Origin of the sequence: Shewanella benthica KT99 (genome assembly GCF_000172075.1) — a bacterium.
Classification (GTDB): domain Bacteria; phylum Pseudomonadota; class Gammaproteobacteria; order Enterobacterales; family Shewanellaceae; genus Shewanella; species Shewanella benthica_A.
Genome location: NZ_ABIC01000066.1, coordinates 1 through 14,566, shown reverse-complemented (window position 1 = coordinate 14,566; position 14,566 = coordinate 1). Strand labels below are relative to the sequence as shown.

Sequence of the window (14,566 nt, the reverse complement as noted above, 5' to 3'; positions counted from 1 at the left end):
AACTGATGAGCAGAACTCCATATCAAAACCTGGGGCTGTCAAATGAATGAGTATGACTCATCCAAGATGGCCGATCTGATGGACGAATATAAGGGCTACACCCTGACAGACGACGCTGCAGAAGCCGATGTGCTGTTACTAAACACCTGCTCTATTCGTGAGAAAGCTCAGGAAAAAGTGTTCCATCAACTTGGACGCTGGAAGAAGTTAAAAGATAAAAACCCGAATCTCATAATAGGTGTCGGTGGCTGCGTTGCCTCTCAAGAAGGCAAGATGATCAAGGAGCGTGCTCAATGCGTCGACATCATCTTTGGCCCACAAACCCTGCATCGTCTGCCAGAGATGATCGATCAGGTCAAGCAAGGCGGTAAGGCGGTTATCGATATCAGCTTCCCTGAGATCGAGAAGTTCGATCGACTACCAGAGCCTAGAGCCGATGGTCCGACGGCTTTCGTTTCGATAATGGAAGGCTGTAGTAAATATTGCTCTTTCTGCGTGGTACCATACACACGTGGCGAAGAGGTGAGCCGTCCCGTGGACGACGTTATCCTTGAAGTCGCTCAGCTTGCCGAGCAAGGTGTTCGTGAAGTCAATCTACTGGGTCAGAATGTGAATGCATTTCGCGGCGCGACCCATGATGATGACATCTGTACCTTTGCCGAACTGCTGCGTTATATCGCCGCTATCGACGGTATCGACAGGGTTAGATTTACCACCAGCCATCCAATCGAATTCTCTCAAGACATCATAGATGTCTATGAAGATACCCCGGAACTGGTTAGCTTCGTGCACCTACCGGTACAATCCGGTTCAGATCACATTCTGACTCAGATGAAACGTGGTCATATGGCTATCGAATATAAGTCGATCATTCGTCGTCTACGTAAGGCGCGTCCTGATATTCAGATCAGCTCAGACTTCATCATTGGCTTCCCAGGTGAATCTAAGCAAGATTTCGCCGACACCATGAAGTTGATTGAAGATGTCGCGTTCGATCATAGTTTCAGTTTTATCTATAGTGCACGCCCTGGCACACCCGCAGCAGACCTACCAGACGATGTCACTCTGGCAGAGAAGAAAGAGCGCTTGGCCATCTTGCAAGAGCGTATCACTCAGCAGGCGATGCGTTACAGCCGTCAGATGTTGGGCACAGTTCAGCGCATCTTGGTCGAAGGCCCTTCGGTGAAAAACCCTATGGAACTTAGGGGCCGCACCGAAACCAGTCGTGTGGTTAACTTCTCGGCCGATCCTAAACACATAGGCAGCTTCGTTGATGTCGAAATTGTCGATGTTTACGCAAACTCATTGCGTGGTACCTTTGTCCGCGGTGAAGACGAAATGGATCTACGCCGCTCATTAAGGCCTTCCGATATTGTTTTGCAACATAAGAAAGACGATGAATTAGGCGTGACACAGTACACACCTTAAGCAAAACAAGATACACCACTAAGGCGGCTTCATTGCCGCCTTTTTTATCCGCTGAAATACCATTAGCATTTCTGGTTCTGTGCTCGTAAAATGAAACTATAGTGACACCCTGATTTTTGCCAATTGGAGCTATTATTGTCTAACAAGTTAACCACGCTTAACCTCTATCTTGAGCCTTCCGATACCCACAGACTGGCATCATTATGTGGGCCTTTCGATGACAATATTAAGCAACTCGAACGCCGGATCGGCGTTGAAATAATCTATAGAAACAATCACTTCCAGATTGCTGGTCAAGCGAGAAACTGTCTAACCATCAGCAACTTACTCAAAACGCTCTATGTCGAGACTCAAGCCATAAGAGGCAAGACACAGGATCTTGAACCCGATACTGTGCATCTGGCAATACAAGAAGCAGTGGCTCTGGAGGCCGAAATACCTCGGGATGATAAAGCCCTCTACATCAAGACCAAGCGTGGCGTGATCAAACCGCGTAATCCGAATCAGAGTGACTATGTCGCCAACATAATGAGCCACGATATCACCTTCGGTGTCGGCCCCGCAGGTACAGGTAAGACCTATCTGGCGGTAGCGGCAGCTGTGGATGCCCTGGAACGTCAAGAAGTGCGTCGTATTCTACTTACTCGCCCCGCTGTCGAAGCTGGTGAAAAATTAGGTTTCTTACCCGGGGATCTAAGCCAAAAGGTCGATCCTTACTTACGGCCTCTCTATGACGCCCTATTCGAAATGATGGGATTCGAGAAGGTCGAACGCCTGATAGAAAAAAATATCATTGAAGTCGCTCCACTCGCCTATATGCGTGGTCGAACCCTAAATGATGCCTTCATCATCTTAGATGAGAGCCAAAATACCACCTTAGAGCAGATGAAGATGTTCTTAACCCGTATCGGATTCAACTCACGAGCGGTTATCACAGGCGACATCACGCAGATCGATCTGCCCAAGAGTCAGATATCGGGTCTGCGCCACGCTATCGAGGTTCTCAGTAAGGTTGAGGAAATTAGTTTCAACTTCTTCCAGGCCAAAGATGTGGTTCGTCACCCAGTCGTAGCACGAATAGTCGAAGCATACGAAGACCATGAGCAGAAAGTTCAACAAGCTAAGGCAAAACGTGACAGTCAATATAAACTTCAGGAAACGACGCTAGATGAGTCTTAATCATAACAATCTCGAGTTAGATCTCGATCTGCAAGTCGCCACCGATAATGAGAGGCTTCCATCTCAGGAAGATTTTGAACTTTGGGTTCGTATTGCACTCAGAGATACCATGAATCAAGCCGAGTTAACCATTAGAATAGTCGACGAAGCTGAGAGTCAAACGCTCAATAGCAGCTATAGAGGAAAAGATAAGCCAACCAATGTGCTCTCTTTTCCTTTCGAGGCACCGCCCGAGATTGATATCCCTCTCTTAGGCGATCTCATTATCTGTGCTCCGGTGGTAGAATTCGAGGCTAAACAACAAAACAAAAGCTTACAATCCCACTGGGCCCACATGGTTGTACATGGTTGTCTGCATCTGCTAGGGTATGATCATATCCAAGATGCCGAAGCTGAAGAAATGGAGTCATTAGAGACTCAACTAATTGAAAGTTTAGGTTTTAACAATCCGTATAAGGAGCAATAATTGGTCTGTTTACCCATCAATTCGATAGGATTTCAGGCTAGGAAAACACTATGAGTGACGATATCCCCCCGAGTACCAACGCCCAGAAGAAGGGCTGGTTTGAAAAAGTAAGTCAGTTATTTCAGGGCGAGCCCCAGAGCCGCGATGATCTTGTTGATGTCATACACGATGCAGAGCAACGTGAGGTCATCTCAGAAGACACACGCGAAATGATCAAAGGTGTATTAGAAGTCTCAGATCTGAGAGTTCGGGACATCATGATACCCAGAGCTCAGATAGTCGCACTGCAGATCGATGATACAGTAGAAGAGCTACTCTCTACGGTTATTAGCTCGGCACATTCACGTTTCCCCGTCGTAAATGAAGATAAAGATCATATCGAAGGCATCTTGCTGGCAAAAGATCTACTCAAATACGGTTTTAAAAACAACGATGAGCCGTTCACCCTCGGCCAGGTTATTCGCCCCGCCGTCGTTGTTCCCGAAAGTAAACGTGTCGATGTACTCCTCAAAGAGTTCCGTTCCCAACGTTATCATATGGCCATAGTGGTCGATGAATACGGTGGAGTATCGGGTCTGGTCACCATCGAAGATATTCTAGAAGAGATAGTGGGTGAAATCGAAGACGAATTCGACCACGACTCAGCCGAAGATACCGAGATCCGCAAGGTGGGTAAGCAAGTCTATATGATCAAGGCTTTGACTCCGATTGAAGACTTCAATGATGAATTTAAGACTCGATTTAGTGACGAAGAATTTGATACCGTTGGCGGGATGGTCTCACATGCGTTTGGCCATCTGCCGGAACGTAATGAGAAGGTCGTCATAGATGACATAGAGTTTACGGTCATCAGCGCCGATACACGCAGATTACTGCAGCTAAGAGTCAAACTCCCCGATCCTGATGCCGCAGAGAAGATAGCCTAGCACCAGCGCTGTCGGCTCAAACACGGTCGTTTTATATGATGAGGCTTAAATGCTGAATAAACTTCGGGCATTTGCCCATCATGAAAAAATACGTCTGGTACTGGCATATCTTGCCGGTGCCAGCACGGCACTCGCTTTTGCCCCCTATGGCCTATGGCCAATTTATCTCATCGCTACCGTTTTCGCACTGCATCAGAGTAGCGGCTTATCACCGCGAGCCGGATTAACATACTGGCTGAGCTTCGGCTTTGGCTGTTTCTCTGTCGGCATTAGTTGGATCCATGTCAGCATGTCCACCTATGGCGGTATCCCACTGATCGCTTCCATGGCCTTGATGGCGCTGCTCGCCTTGTATCTTGCCCTCTATCCGGCATTGACGGGTTATCTGCTGCAAAAATTATCACCCACTACATCCATAATGAGAAATATCATCTTGTTTCCTGCGTTATGGACCTTAACCGAATGGCTAAGGGGCTGGGTGTTGACTGGTTTCCCTTGGCTCTGGGCTGGCTACTCCCAGACCGAAGGACCGATAAAAGTACTCGCCAGCGTCATAGGCGCACTCGGCTTAAGCTTTGTATTGGCATTAATTGCCGGCGTATTGGCCCTGTGTTTGCAAAAACGTTGGCGCCCGGCTGTTATTATTTTCCCCTTACTGGGATTAGCGACTTATCTGTCTCCCATGCTATCTAGCGTCGAACCCAATGGCGAAACAGTCAAGGTGGCTCTGGTACAAGGAAATATTCCCCAAAGTATGAAATGGCAGCCCGAAACGCTCTGGCCTACCATGAGAAAGTACATGGATCTTTCTCGTCCACTGCTAGATGCCGATATCATCATTTGGCCCGAGGCCGCCATCCCCGCCCCGGAATATATGGTGTCAGAATTTCTCGATAATGCCAGTAAGGTCGCTAATCTCAACAACAGTGCCATCATCACCGGTATCATTAGCCACCGGCAAGACAGCTTCTACAATTCGCTGATCGTGCTCGGCAACCACAATGATAAATACCAGAGCCAAGCAGACTATATAGAAGGTGGTAGCAACGAATTTAAGAAACATCACTTATTACCGATTGGAGAATTCGTCCCCTTAGAGTCACTGCTAAGGCCTCTGGCACCACTTTTTAACTTACCCATGTCTTCGTTTAGCCGAGGTGCGTATCAACAGCCAAATCTCAACGCACTGGGTCATCAGATAGCACCAGCAATCTGCTATGAGATAGCCTTTCCTGAACAGTTAAGAGCCAACGTCAATGAGGCAACAGAACTTCTACTGACCGTGTCTAATGATGCCTGGTTCGGCAGCTCCAATGGACCGCTGCAACACATGGAAATAGCTCAGATGCGCTCAATCGAACTTGGCAGGCCGTTAGTAAGATCGACCAACAATGGTGTCACCGCCTTTGTCGATGAGCTGGGTAATATCACCCACAAGTTACCTCAATTCGAGACTGGGGTGCTGGTCGCTGATATCCCTTTGGTGAAGGGTCAAACCTGGTTCTCTAAATGGGGCCAGTCACCGATATTAATCTTATCGGCTCTGTTACTGGGACTGGCGATTCTCCGTCAACGCTGGCTTTCAGCTAGCTGATATTGGATCAAGTCGCACTAGGCACTTTATGAGGTCTAGTAATTTTGAGTGATATGGCAAAAGTTAACAGAAAATGCGAATCCCACCGATAAAAAAACCCGCTAAGTGCGGGTGTTTTTATCGGTACTAGCCAGCCTATTATTAACCAATATCTAGACGATAAATTGATTCAACAACTGCTCCTGCCTCTTAACTTGTTCCAGTTGTTTGCTCATCGCCTCATTGGCTTGCTCCGAATTATTAGCGACCTGCATCGACAGCTCCCGAATATTAGCTGTATTGCGATTCATCTCTTCGGCAACTTGGCTCTGCTCTTCGGCAGCACTGGCTATTTGCAGATTCATGTCGGTGATTTCTTCGATGCTACTGCGGATCTTAACTAAGGTTTCATTCGCCACCTGTGCTTTCTCGACAGTAGTCACAGTTGTCTGTCGACTATCGTCCATCACACTCACGACAGTAGCTACACCAATCTGTAATTTTTCTATTTTCTCTTTAATTTCTGAAGTCGACTGTTGAGTTCGCACAGCCAAAGTACGCACCTCATCGGCGACAACCGCAAAGCCTCTACCCGACTCTCCCGCCCTCGCAGCTTCTATTGCCGCATTGAGTGCTAACAGATTAGTTTGACCGGCAATCGCAATCACACCTAAGATAGACTCGATACTCACAGTATCGGCTTCAAGCTCTTTTACCGCATTGGCTGCATCATCTATCTGAGCTGATAACTGCTCGATTGACTCAGTGGTTTGCACTACGGCAGCAACCCCTTCGCTTACCGCATTATCGGCTTGCTGGACTGCATAGGCCGCACTCTGTGCGTTATTGGCGACATCTGCAGCCGTTACCGACATCTCATGCATAGCCGTGGCAAGCTGTTCTACCTCTTGGGTCTGCTGCCCCATAGCTTCAAAAGCTTCACTGGCTCCTCTGGCAGTCGCTTGAGTACCTTGGCTAACTTCGATACCAATCGACTTAACCTGTTGAATCAAATCTTGCAGCTTGGTCACAAAATTGTTGAAGTTACCGGCCAGAGTCGCGAACTCAACATCGGAGTCTGTGCTTAGCCTACGCGTCAGATCCCCTTCGCCGGTAGACACATCTCTCATGGCCTCATTCAATGTGTCCAGAGGCTTCATCAATTGGCGTATGATGCCACTCATAAGAAGAATGGCCAAAACCAATGCCAGCAGTGAATACAAGATAGCATCACGACGGAGTTCGTCGGCGGCGGCAAACATCACCCCCTCATCCAGCACAATTCCCAGGCTCCAATCCAGGCCTGAAGATGAGCGAGTGCATCTTGCCATCGATATCCAGTTGTGAACTCGCGACTGACACATCAAGCTGGCTACCAAAAATCTGGCTCATTGGACGACCATTTTTACTCGAATCTGGATACGCAATAAACTCACCTTGCTTACCGACAATGAATGCGTATCCAGCGCCGAAGAAATTGGCGCGGTTACTGATATCAGCCAGACTCTTGAGACTGATATCAGTGAATAATGCTCCCTTAAACTCACCATTTTCAGACAAGGGCATGGCGGCAGAGACTAATACCGCCCCACTAGAAGCATCGGCATACGGAGCCGTAAACACGAAGCCCCCCTGTTTTTTCACCTCCTGATACCAGCTGCGTTGCCTGGGATCATAACTCGATCCAGGATTCCAGCTAGGATCATTGCCGACGAAATGTCCGTTCTCCAAGCCCATACCCGCTAAGATAAAATGCTGTTTGATTACCGGCTGATCCAGCACCTCAAGAAAATGTTTATCGGATAGCTCGGTTCCCAGCAAAGAGGCTGCATATTCGGTAATGCTCTTCTTTTCTGCCATGACAGCTTCAATATTATGACTCATGGAACTGGCCAGTTCGTCAACGCTGACGGTTAATTTGTTGCTTCACCTGAAAATATTGATAACCGGATAAACATGCCAGTGACAATATCAAGATGAGACTCGCAGAAATAACTATTTTATGCACAAATTTCATATACATCCTCACACCTGATTACCCATGAGGCTCAGCCATCTTTAACAGTCTATATGGCATAGGTGGCGTTCTAACTGCCACACTCATAAATCGTGGCAATAATTCAGTTAGATTAAAACGCCGATTGAACCGATAACAAAACTCGCCAAGATATCGCGGTAGATGCTCGGCGCTAATCGAGTGGTAAGCACCGTGCAAGGATATTTTAACATTACCTATCATTGTATTGACCCAACGAAAAGCTTCAATCTCTACACAACTCGCCCCTCCTCCAGTAACAAGACTAACGTGAGCACAGTGGGACTGTGTCACTGCTCGAAAACACGCCAATCCGTCCGATACTACAGTGCACCCATCTGATAGATGCATATCTGCCCAGTTCTTTATTTCTTGGGTCTTAAAACCATTCACAACATTCATATTCATGTGTAATGGCTGGCCATCATCGGTCAACGATATGGCTACTACGAAAGGTGTTTTGTTGCTGGAATCTCTTCCCGGTTTACCTCCATGCTGTTCGCCACCCCAATACACATCATCGAGCTGGACAGTGGCTTAGTATCATCACGTTCCTTCATGACCTGCATGATTTTTTGCTTTACTTTCCAGGCAGGGTTGTACGAAACGCCAATTTGCCTTTTTAACGCTAATGCTGATAAACCAGTCTTTGATTGTGTTATTAGATAGATGGCAATAAACCACGTTTGCAATGGAAGTTTAGTACTGGCAAAAATCGTATTGCTGGTCAGAGAAGTTTGGTGGTGACAATGATTGCATTGATAAAGTTTTCTGCTTTTTAACGAGCAGTATTTTGAAGACCCACAATCCGGGCATTGAAAGCCATGTGGCCACTTCCAGTTGAACAAGGCGGCGGAGCATTGTTCTTCTGAGCCGTAGTTTTTAAATAGCTCAATTAAGCTATACCCTTTTTGGAACTGCACTTTGTTTTTGGCCATTTTGCACCTCAAACACAACTGGGATTACTTACAGTATAACAATGGCTGACGATAGTGGGTAATCAGGTCCTCACAAGTACTACTAGTGGTTTCGAAAAAGTAGATTTCTTGCTGGAATAACATGAAGACCTTAAGTAAGTTCCATGATCACAGCTTCATTTTCACAGCCCACTACCTTTGTAGAGTAATCTGTGAAAAATTAACAGATATTTCACATTAAAAGGGATGAAAATATGTGAACGATTGTGAATGATGTGTTTATTTTCAGTTATTGCAGCCAATCAATGTCTAGATGAACGGCCAACGAAATTTCATAATGTCACTATGACCAAGTATGACACCCAGCCTGAAATTGGCATCCTAATGATCCAATTACCTGAGTAGATAAGGGTCAAAGCTAACACATGCTTAAGCGAGCAGAAATAGTCAACTGCTCGTCGATTAATCTATGGTCTGACTAAATTCAGCCTTGCTTAAGGTGGCAAAGCCTCACGGGTAAAATCACTACTATCACATTTAGGACAATTAGGAATAACCCCGGGAAATTCGATTATCATCTCATGGCCGCAGTGAGTACATACCATATTGCCCTGATTGACGATTTCACCACTTCGATAATGGCCTTGATGTTTAAAATCCTGCAAGACTTCATGCCACTCGATCTGACTTCTGTCTGTGATACAGCTCAACCAATGCCATAATGTATTCTCTACTGTGATCATTGTCGGACTATGACTCAGATCTAAATCATTTTTTTCATGTAAGAAATTAGCTATGTCACGTTTTAAAAATTGTTCAACTAATGCCAGCTCAACATCCTTAGCTCGGTCTTTGATAGAAATAAAATCTTTACTATTAGTCACAATATGAAATAACTCTTTTATAGTTATAGAGTTATCTTCTGAATAATCAGACTTCACTTGCTTTAACAGTGCCTCATAAAGCGATAGCAGCTCAGCACTTCTCTTACTCATGTTAAATACTCCTCATCCGAACCTTTTTAATAACTCACTTCTAGTTTATTCTATGCAGTTCTAACTCGCGTATAAAGTGCGCAAGATCAAATAATAGGCCCCATGGCCGGGAAATATTGATGCAAGAGCAATATAAACCTTCAGAAATTGAAGCTAAAGTGCAGCAGCACTGGCAAGACAATAAAACATTTGAAGTCACCGAAGATGAGAACAAAGAGAAGTTTTACTGTCTCGCCATGTTCCCTTATCCTTCTGGCCGGCTGCACATGGGTCATGTACGTAACTACACAATAGGTGACGTAATCGCCCGTTACCAGCGATTACAGGGAAAAAATGTATTACAGCCTATCGGCTGGGACTCATTTGGCCTGCCTGCTGAAAATGCGGCAATCAAGAATAATACGGCTCCAGCACCTTGGACTTACGAAAATATCGACTACATGAAGAACCAGCTGAAGATGCTGGGATTCGGTTACGACTGGAGCCGTGAAATCGCCACTTGCACCCCCGAATACTACCGTTGGGAACAATGGTTCTTCACTAAACTATTTGAAAAAGGCATGGTCTATAAGAAGACCTCATCGGTTAACTGGTGTCCTAATGACGAAACAGTGCTGGCTAACGAGCAGGTTATCGATGGCTGTTGCTGGCGCTGTGACACAGTAGTCGAACAGAAAGAGATCCCGCAGTGGTTTATCAAGATCACCGAATATGCCGATGAGCTGCTAACGGATCTCGACCAGCTCGACGAGTGGCCTGAGCAGGTCAAGACCATGCAGCGTAACTGGATAGGCCGCAGCGAAGGCATAGAGATGACCTTCAAGGTTGTCGATAGCGAAGAAAGCTTCGATATCTATACCACGCGTCCCGATACAGTTATGGGTGTGACCTATGTTGCTATCGCGGCGGGCCACCCTCTCGCCGAGCAGGCTGCAGCCGATAATCCCCAGCTTGCCGCATTTATCGAAGAGTGTAAGAACGCCGACACCACGGAGGCCGCCATGGCCGCCATGGAGAAGAAAGGTGTTGCTACAGGCCTTTACGCCACTCATCCTTTGACGGGTAAGCAAGTGCCAATCTGGGCAGCTAACTTCGTATTGATGAATTACGGCACTGGCGCAGTCATGTCGGTACCGGCTCATGATCAACGTGATTATGAATTTGCCATTAAATACGGCTTAGCCATAGAAGGCGTCATCAAGCCAAGCGATAGCGAACTCGATATCAGCGAAGTTGCCTACACAGGCAAAGGCATAGTGTTTAATTCTGGAGACGCTTTCCCCGAGCTTGACGGCCTGGATTTCCAGGGCGCGTTCGATGCCATCGACGCTCGATTAATGGCTGAAGGCAAAGGTAAACGTCAAGTTAATTTCCGTCTGCGTGACTGGGGCGTATCTCGTCAACGTTATTGGGGTGCTCCTATCCCTATGATGACACTGGCCGATGGCACTGTGGTAGCGACACCTGAAGATCAACTGCCGGTAATTTTACCGGAAGATGTGGTCATGGATGGAATACAGAGCCCAATCAAGGCTGACAAAGAATGGGCCAAGACCACATATAAAGGTGAGGAAGCCTTCAAAGAGACTGATACCTTCGACACCTTTATGGAGTCATCTTGGTACTATGCTCGCTACTGTAGCCCACATGCAGATCAGATGTTAGATCCGGCTAAGGCTAACTACTGGTTACCCGTAGATCAGTATATTGGCGGCATCGAGCATGCGTGTATGCACTTGCTTTACTTCCGCTTCTTCCACAAATTACTCAGAGATATCGGCTTAGTCGATTGTGACGAGCCCGCAAAACGCCTGCTCACTCAAGGCATGGTGTTGGCCGATGCCTTCTACTATAACAATGACAGAGGTGCTCGCGTCTGGGTTGCACCGTCGGATGTAACCGTTCAGGAGACTGACGATAAGGGGCGTATCCTTAAAGCCATAGACAAGGATGGCAACGAACTCGTCTATACTGGCATGAGCAAGATGTCTAAGTCTAAGAACAACGGCATAGACCCTCAAGAGATGGTCAATAAGTATGGTGCCGATACCGTTCGCTTATTTATGATGTTTGCGGCGCCACCTGAGTTAACCTTAGAGTGGCAAGAGTCAAGTGTCGAAGGCGCCCATCGTTTCATCAAACGTCTTTGGAAACTGGCTCATGACCATATCGCTAAAGGGCCGACTGCTGCGCTTGATATCAAGTCTCTCGATGCTAAGCAGAAAGATCTACGTCGTGAGTTACACAAGACCATCGTCAAGGTTACCGACGATATCGGGCGTCGTCAGATGTTCAACACCGCCATCGCCTCTATCATGGAGCTAATGAACCGATTACTGAAGGCGCCTCAGGAATCAGAGCAAGATCGAGCTCTATTAAATGAAGCACTCTCGGCCGTAGTTCGTCTGCTATATCCAATCATTCCTCATATCAGTTTCATCCTATGGAATGAGTTAGGTAATCCAGAGACCATCGAAGATGTATTGTGGCCAAAGGTCGATGAGTCTGCGCTTGTGGAAGACAGTAAACTTATCATAGTACAGGTCAACGGTAAGCTTCGTGCAAAGATAACAGTTCCAGCCGATGCAACGAAGGAAGCGGTTGAAGAACAGGGACTTGCAGAAGCTGGTGTACTTAAACACACCGAAGGTAAGACCATTAGAAAAATCATCTATGTCCCGAGCAAATTGCTCAACATAGTAGCTAACTAAGCACCCACCAAAAGGAAATACTGCCTAGCCTATGCTTATTATACGCATATGTTTCGCAATAGCGGCACTGAGTATCATGCTCAGTGCCGGTTGCGGCTTTAAACTCCAGGGCAACTACTCGATACCTGAGCAGTTACAGACCCTAAACCTAACGAGTCAAGATGAGTACAGTGAGCTGACTCGCCTGGTTCGCGAACGTCTACGTCTGCACAGCATTGCTTTAGTCGATGCAAGCGATGACATCCCAATTTTACACATTTTACATGACTCATTGGACAGAACGACTCTCTCCCTCTACCCAAGCGGTAATGTGGCCGAGTATGAGCTAACTTACCATGTGACTTTTTCCGTACGTTTACCTCAAGATGAAGCGCAGGAGTTCGACGTCGATATTCATCGCGATTATCTCGATGATCCCAGAACCGCATTAGCCAAGAGTCGTGAAATGGAGATCTTGCTAAAAGAGATGCGTAATCAGGCTGCGGATCAGATGATTCAAACCCTTGCTTCCCTCGAGGTAAAATGATGCTGATTTCAGCATCATTACTGTATCGATCCTCTGCATATCTCTCGCCCCATCTAAAGGTATTTTAATGCGGGTCTATCCAGATCAACTCCAGCGTAATCTCTCCCCCCTGAAACAGTGTTATCTCATCTTCGGTGACGATCCTTGGCTGTGCCAAACCAGTCGCAGCCAGATCTATCATCAAGCCAAGAGTCAAGGCTTCGAGGAGAAAATCCAACTGACCCAGGAAACTGGATTTAACTGGAATGAATTAGTCGAGCAATGGCAAGCCATGAGCCTATTTTCCAGCCGTAGAGTGATCGAATTAACTTTACCTCAGGCCAAGCCAGGAGCCGAGGGCGGCGCGATATTTCAAAGCCTGATGCAGATGACCAATCCCGATGTGCTATTGATTCTCACCGGACCTAAACTCGCAGCAGAACAGACAAAAAGTAAATGGTTTAAAACCTTAGATAGCCAAGGTATATATGTTCCCTGTATGACCCCAGAAGGTTCACAATTTCAGCGTTGGTTAGAGAGTCGGATCCAACACTTCGCACTAAACTTGACTCGCGACGCTAAAGATATGCTGTTCAGCCTCTATGAGGGAAATTTACTCGCAGCTGACCAATCACTGCAACTGCTGCAGTTATTGAGTCCCAGTGAGCAGATAGATAGCCCAGAGCTAAGCCGTTATTTTGAAGACCAATCACGTTTTAGCGTGTTTCAACTCACTGACGCCATGCTCAATAACCGTCAGGACAAGGCGCAGCATATTCTCTGCCAGCTAAAAGCCGAAGGCGTTGCCATGCCGATTATTTTGTGGGGTATTTTCAAGGAACTGGCCATTCTTTTGCAGTTGAAATCTGCCCAAGAGGCCCAAAAATCGTTGCAAGGTCTCTGGGGTAAATTACGCATTTGGGATAAACGAAAGCCCTTATATCTGGCAGCCTTAAATAGGCTCTCCTTATTCCAGATAGAAGCCTTACTCGCTAGCGCTTCAGACATAGAATTAAGGCTAAAACAGCAAGGTATAGAAGATTGGACTGGTGTGAGTCATTTGAGCTTACTGTTCGATCCTAAAGCCCATGCAGCCTTATCTCATATTCAATTGAATGACTGGAGCTAAACTCGCGATGCGGATTGGGATCTTGGGGGGCACATTTGACCCTATTCATTTTGGGCATATACGCCCCGTGCTCGAAATCAAGTCGCAACTTAATCTCGACAGTGTTTGGCTCATGCCTAACCACATCCCTCCTCATAAAAAATCTACAGTCGTGAGTACCGAGCAGCGGCTGGCCATGGTCGATTTAGTTTGCCAACAATACAGCGAATTTGAATTGTGTGATATTGAGGCCCGCCGTTCTGGCCCCTCTTACCTGCTGACAACCTTAAAAGAGCTGCATAAGCTATATCCAACACACGAGTTTTTTTTCTTGATCGGCACAGACTCTTTAGTCTCGTTACCCACTTGGCACCAGTGGCAGTCCCTATTTAACCTGTGCCATTTTGTTGTTTCAACCCGGAACGGCTGGCAGCTCACCTCTGACATGCCAATATTTAAAGAGTATGAACAAAGATTAACGCGCATGGATCAACATAAATCACAGAAATCGGGCCTGATTTTCCAAGTCAATATTACCCCTCAAGCATACTCTTCCACTCACATTAGACAGCAACTGGCACTTGGTTTAAGCCCAACAGAAGCCGTCCCCAGCCAAGTACTCAAATTTATCGCCGAGAAAAACCTGTACCAAACACCAGCTTAATCTTAAAACTCCCCCTTGCCCAGGTTAATTGCCCCAGTGCATCCTCAACTCAGGAATAA

Annotated in this window: 12 protein-coding genes and 1 pseudogene; 9 read left to right on the top strand and 4 right to left on the bottom strand. The window is 46.6% G+C overall.

From position 1 onward, the window contains the following. Nucleotides 1–21 precede the first annotated feature (21 nt). From miaB to lnt, 5 genes are all read left to right on the top strand, one after another. On the top strand, nucleotides 22–1,428 hold the full coding sequence (miaB, locus tag KT99_RS18650; protein ID WP_040572216.1) for a tRNA (N6-isopentenyl adenosine(37)-C2)-methylthiotransferase MiaB: 1,407 nt from the start codon (nucleotides 22–24) through the stop codon (nucleotides 1,426–1,428). 135 nt (nucleotides 1,429–1,563) lie between these two features. Then, nucleotides 1,564–2,607 carry a PhoH family protein gene (locus tag KT99_RS18645; RefSeq protein WP_040572215.1) on the top strand — a complete coding sequence of 348 codons (1,044 nt, stop codon included), beginning with the start codon at nucleotides 1,564–1,566 and terminating at the stop codon, nucleotides 2,605–2,607. Beyond that, on the top strand, nucleotides 2,597–3,073 hold the full coding sequence (ybeY, locus tag KT99_RS18640; RefSeq protein ID WP_005503261.1) for an rRNA maturation RNase YbeY: 477 nt from the start codon (nucleotides 2,597–2,599) through the stop codon (nucleotides 3,071–3,073). The genes KT99_RS18645 and ybeY overlap by 11 nt, the downstream gene beginning before the upstream one ends. A gap of 50 nt (nucleotides 3,074–3,123) precedes the next feature. Beyond that, nucleotides 3,124–3,999, top strand: a complete 876-nt coding sequence (gene corC, locus KT99_RS18635) for a CNNM family magnesium/cobalt transport protein CorC (RefSeq protein WP_005503259.1) — start codon at nucleotides 3,124–3,126, stop codon at nucleotides 3,997–3,999. A 49-nt stretch (nucleotides 4,000–4,048) separates the two neighbouring features. Next, nucleotides 4,049–5,593 (top strand): apolipoprotein N-acyltransferase, encoded by a 1,545-nt coding sequence (lnt, locus tag KT99_RS18630; protein ID WP_005503257.1) that lies wholly within the window; start codon nucleotides 4,049–4,051, stop codon nucleotides 5,591–5,593. A 152-nt stretch (nucleotides 5,594–5,745) separates the two neighbouring features. Here lnt and KT99_RS23095 read toward each other — a convergent pair whose 3' ends face one another. From KT99_RS23095 to KT99_RS18615, 4 genes and pseudogenes are all read right to left on the bottom strand, one after another. Then, on the bottom strand, nucleotides 5,746–6,903 hold the full coding sequence (locus KT99_RS23095) for a methyl-accepting chemotaxis protein (protein ID WP_232504331.1): 1,158 nt from the start codon (nucleotides 6,901–6,903) through the stop codon (nucleotides 5,746–5,748). Next, on the bottom strand, nucleotides 6,842–7,456 hold the full coding sequence (locus KT99_RS23090; RefSeq protein ID WP_005503253.1) for a cache domain-containing protein: 615 nt from the start codon (nucleotides 7,454–7,456) through the stop codon (nucleotides 6,842–6,844). The genes KT99_RS23095 and KT99_RS23090 overlap by 62 nt, the downstream gene beginning before the upstream one ends. A gap of 151 nt (nucleotides 7,457–7,607) precedes the next feature. Beyond that, nucleotides 7,608–8,545: pseudogene (locus KT99_RS18620) on the bottom strand (IS1595 family transposase). 473 nt (nucleotides 8,546–9,018) lie between these two features. Further along, nucleotides 9,019–9,519 (bottom strand): zinc ribbon-containing protein, encoded by a 501-nt coding sequence (locus KT99_RS18615; RefSeq protein WP_005503231.1) that lies wholly within the window; start codon nucleotides 9,517–9,519, stop codon nucleotides 9,019–9,021. 119 nt (nucleotides 9,520–9,638) lie between these two features. Here KT99_RS18615 and leuS point away from each other — a divergent pair, with 119 nt between their 5' ends. From leuS to nadD, 4 genes are all read left to right on the top strand, one after another. Next, the gene (gene leuS / locus KT99_RS18610) at nucleotides 9,639–12,230 is read left to right on the top strand and encodes a leucine--tRNA ligase (RefSeq protein WP_005503229.1); all 2,592 of its coding nucleotides are present in this window, start codon (nucleotides 9,639–9,641) and stop codon (nucleotides 12,228–12,230) included. A 31-nt stretch (nucleotides 12,231–12,261) separates the two neighbouring features. Next, nucleotides 12,262–12,756 (top strand): LPS-assembly lipoprotein LptE, encoded by a 495-nt coding sequence (locus KT99_RS18605; protein ID WP_005503227.1) that lies wholly within the window; start codon nucleotides 12,262–12,264, stop codon nucleotides 12,754–12,756. Nucleotides 12,757–12,823: 67 nt separating this feature from the next. Beyond that, complete coding sequence (gene holA, locus KT99_RS18600; RefSeq protein WP_005503222.1) at nucleotides 12,824–13,864, top strand: DNA polymerase III subunit delta; 1,041 nt, start codon at nucleotides 12,824–12,826, stop codon at nucleotides 13,862–13,864. Nucleotides 13,865–13,871: 7 nt separating this feature from the next. Then, nucleotides 13,872–14,507, top strand: coding sequence for a nicotinate-nucleotide adenylyltransferase (gene nadD / locus KT99_RS18595; RefSeq protein WP_040572214.1), 636 nt, complete (start codon nucleotides 13,872–13,874; stop codon nucleotides 14,505–14,507). The last annotated feature ends 59 nt before the right edge of the window (nucleotides 14,508–14,566 follow it).

Coding starts and splice junctions, on each gene's coding strand:
- leuS (WP_005503229.1), top strand. CDS start 9,639: ATGCAAGAGCAATATAAACCTTCAGAAATTGAAGCTAAAGTGCAGCAG.
- holA (WP_005503222.1), top strand. CDS start 12,824: ATGCGGGTCTATCCAGATCAACTCCAGCGTAATCTCTCCCCCCTGAAA.
- KT99_RS18615 (WP_005503231.1), bottom strand. CDS start 9,519: ATGAGTAAGAGAAGTGCTGAGCTGCTATCGCTTTATGAGGCACTGTTA.
- ybeY (WP_005503261.1), top strand. CDS start 2,597: ATGAGTCTTAATCATAACAATCTCGAGTTAGATCTCGATCTGCAAGTC.
- KT99_RS18605 (WP_005503227.1), top strand. CDS start 12,262: ATGCTTATTATACGCATATGTTTCGCAATAGCGGCACTGAGTATCATG.
- corC (WP_005503259.1), top strand. CDS start 3,124: ATGAGTGACGATATCCCCCCGAGTACCAACGCCCAGAAGAAGGGCTGG.
- lnt (WP_005503257.1), top strand. CDS start 4,049: ATGCTGAATAAACTTCGGGCATTTGCCCATCATGAAAAAATACGTCTG.
- nadD (WP_040572214.1), top strand. CDS start 13,872: ATGCGGATTGGGATCTTGGGGGGCACATTTGACCCTATTCATTTTGGG.
- KT99_RS23095 (WP_232504331.1), bottom strand. CDS start 6,903: ATGGCAAGATGCACTCGCTCATCTTCAGGCCTGGATTGGAGCCTGGGA.
- KT99_RS23090 (WP_005503253.1), bottom strand. CDS start 7,456: ATGAGTCATAATATTGAAGCTGTCATGGCAGAAAAGAAGAGCATTACC.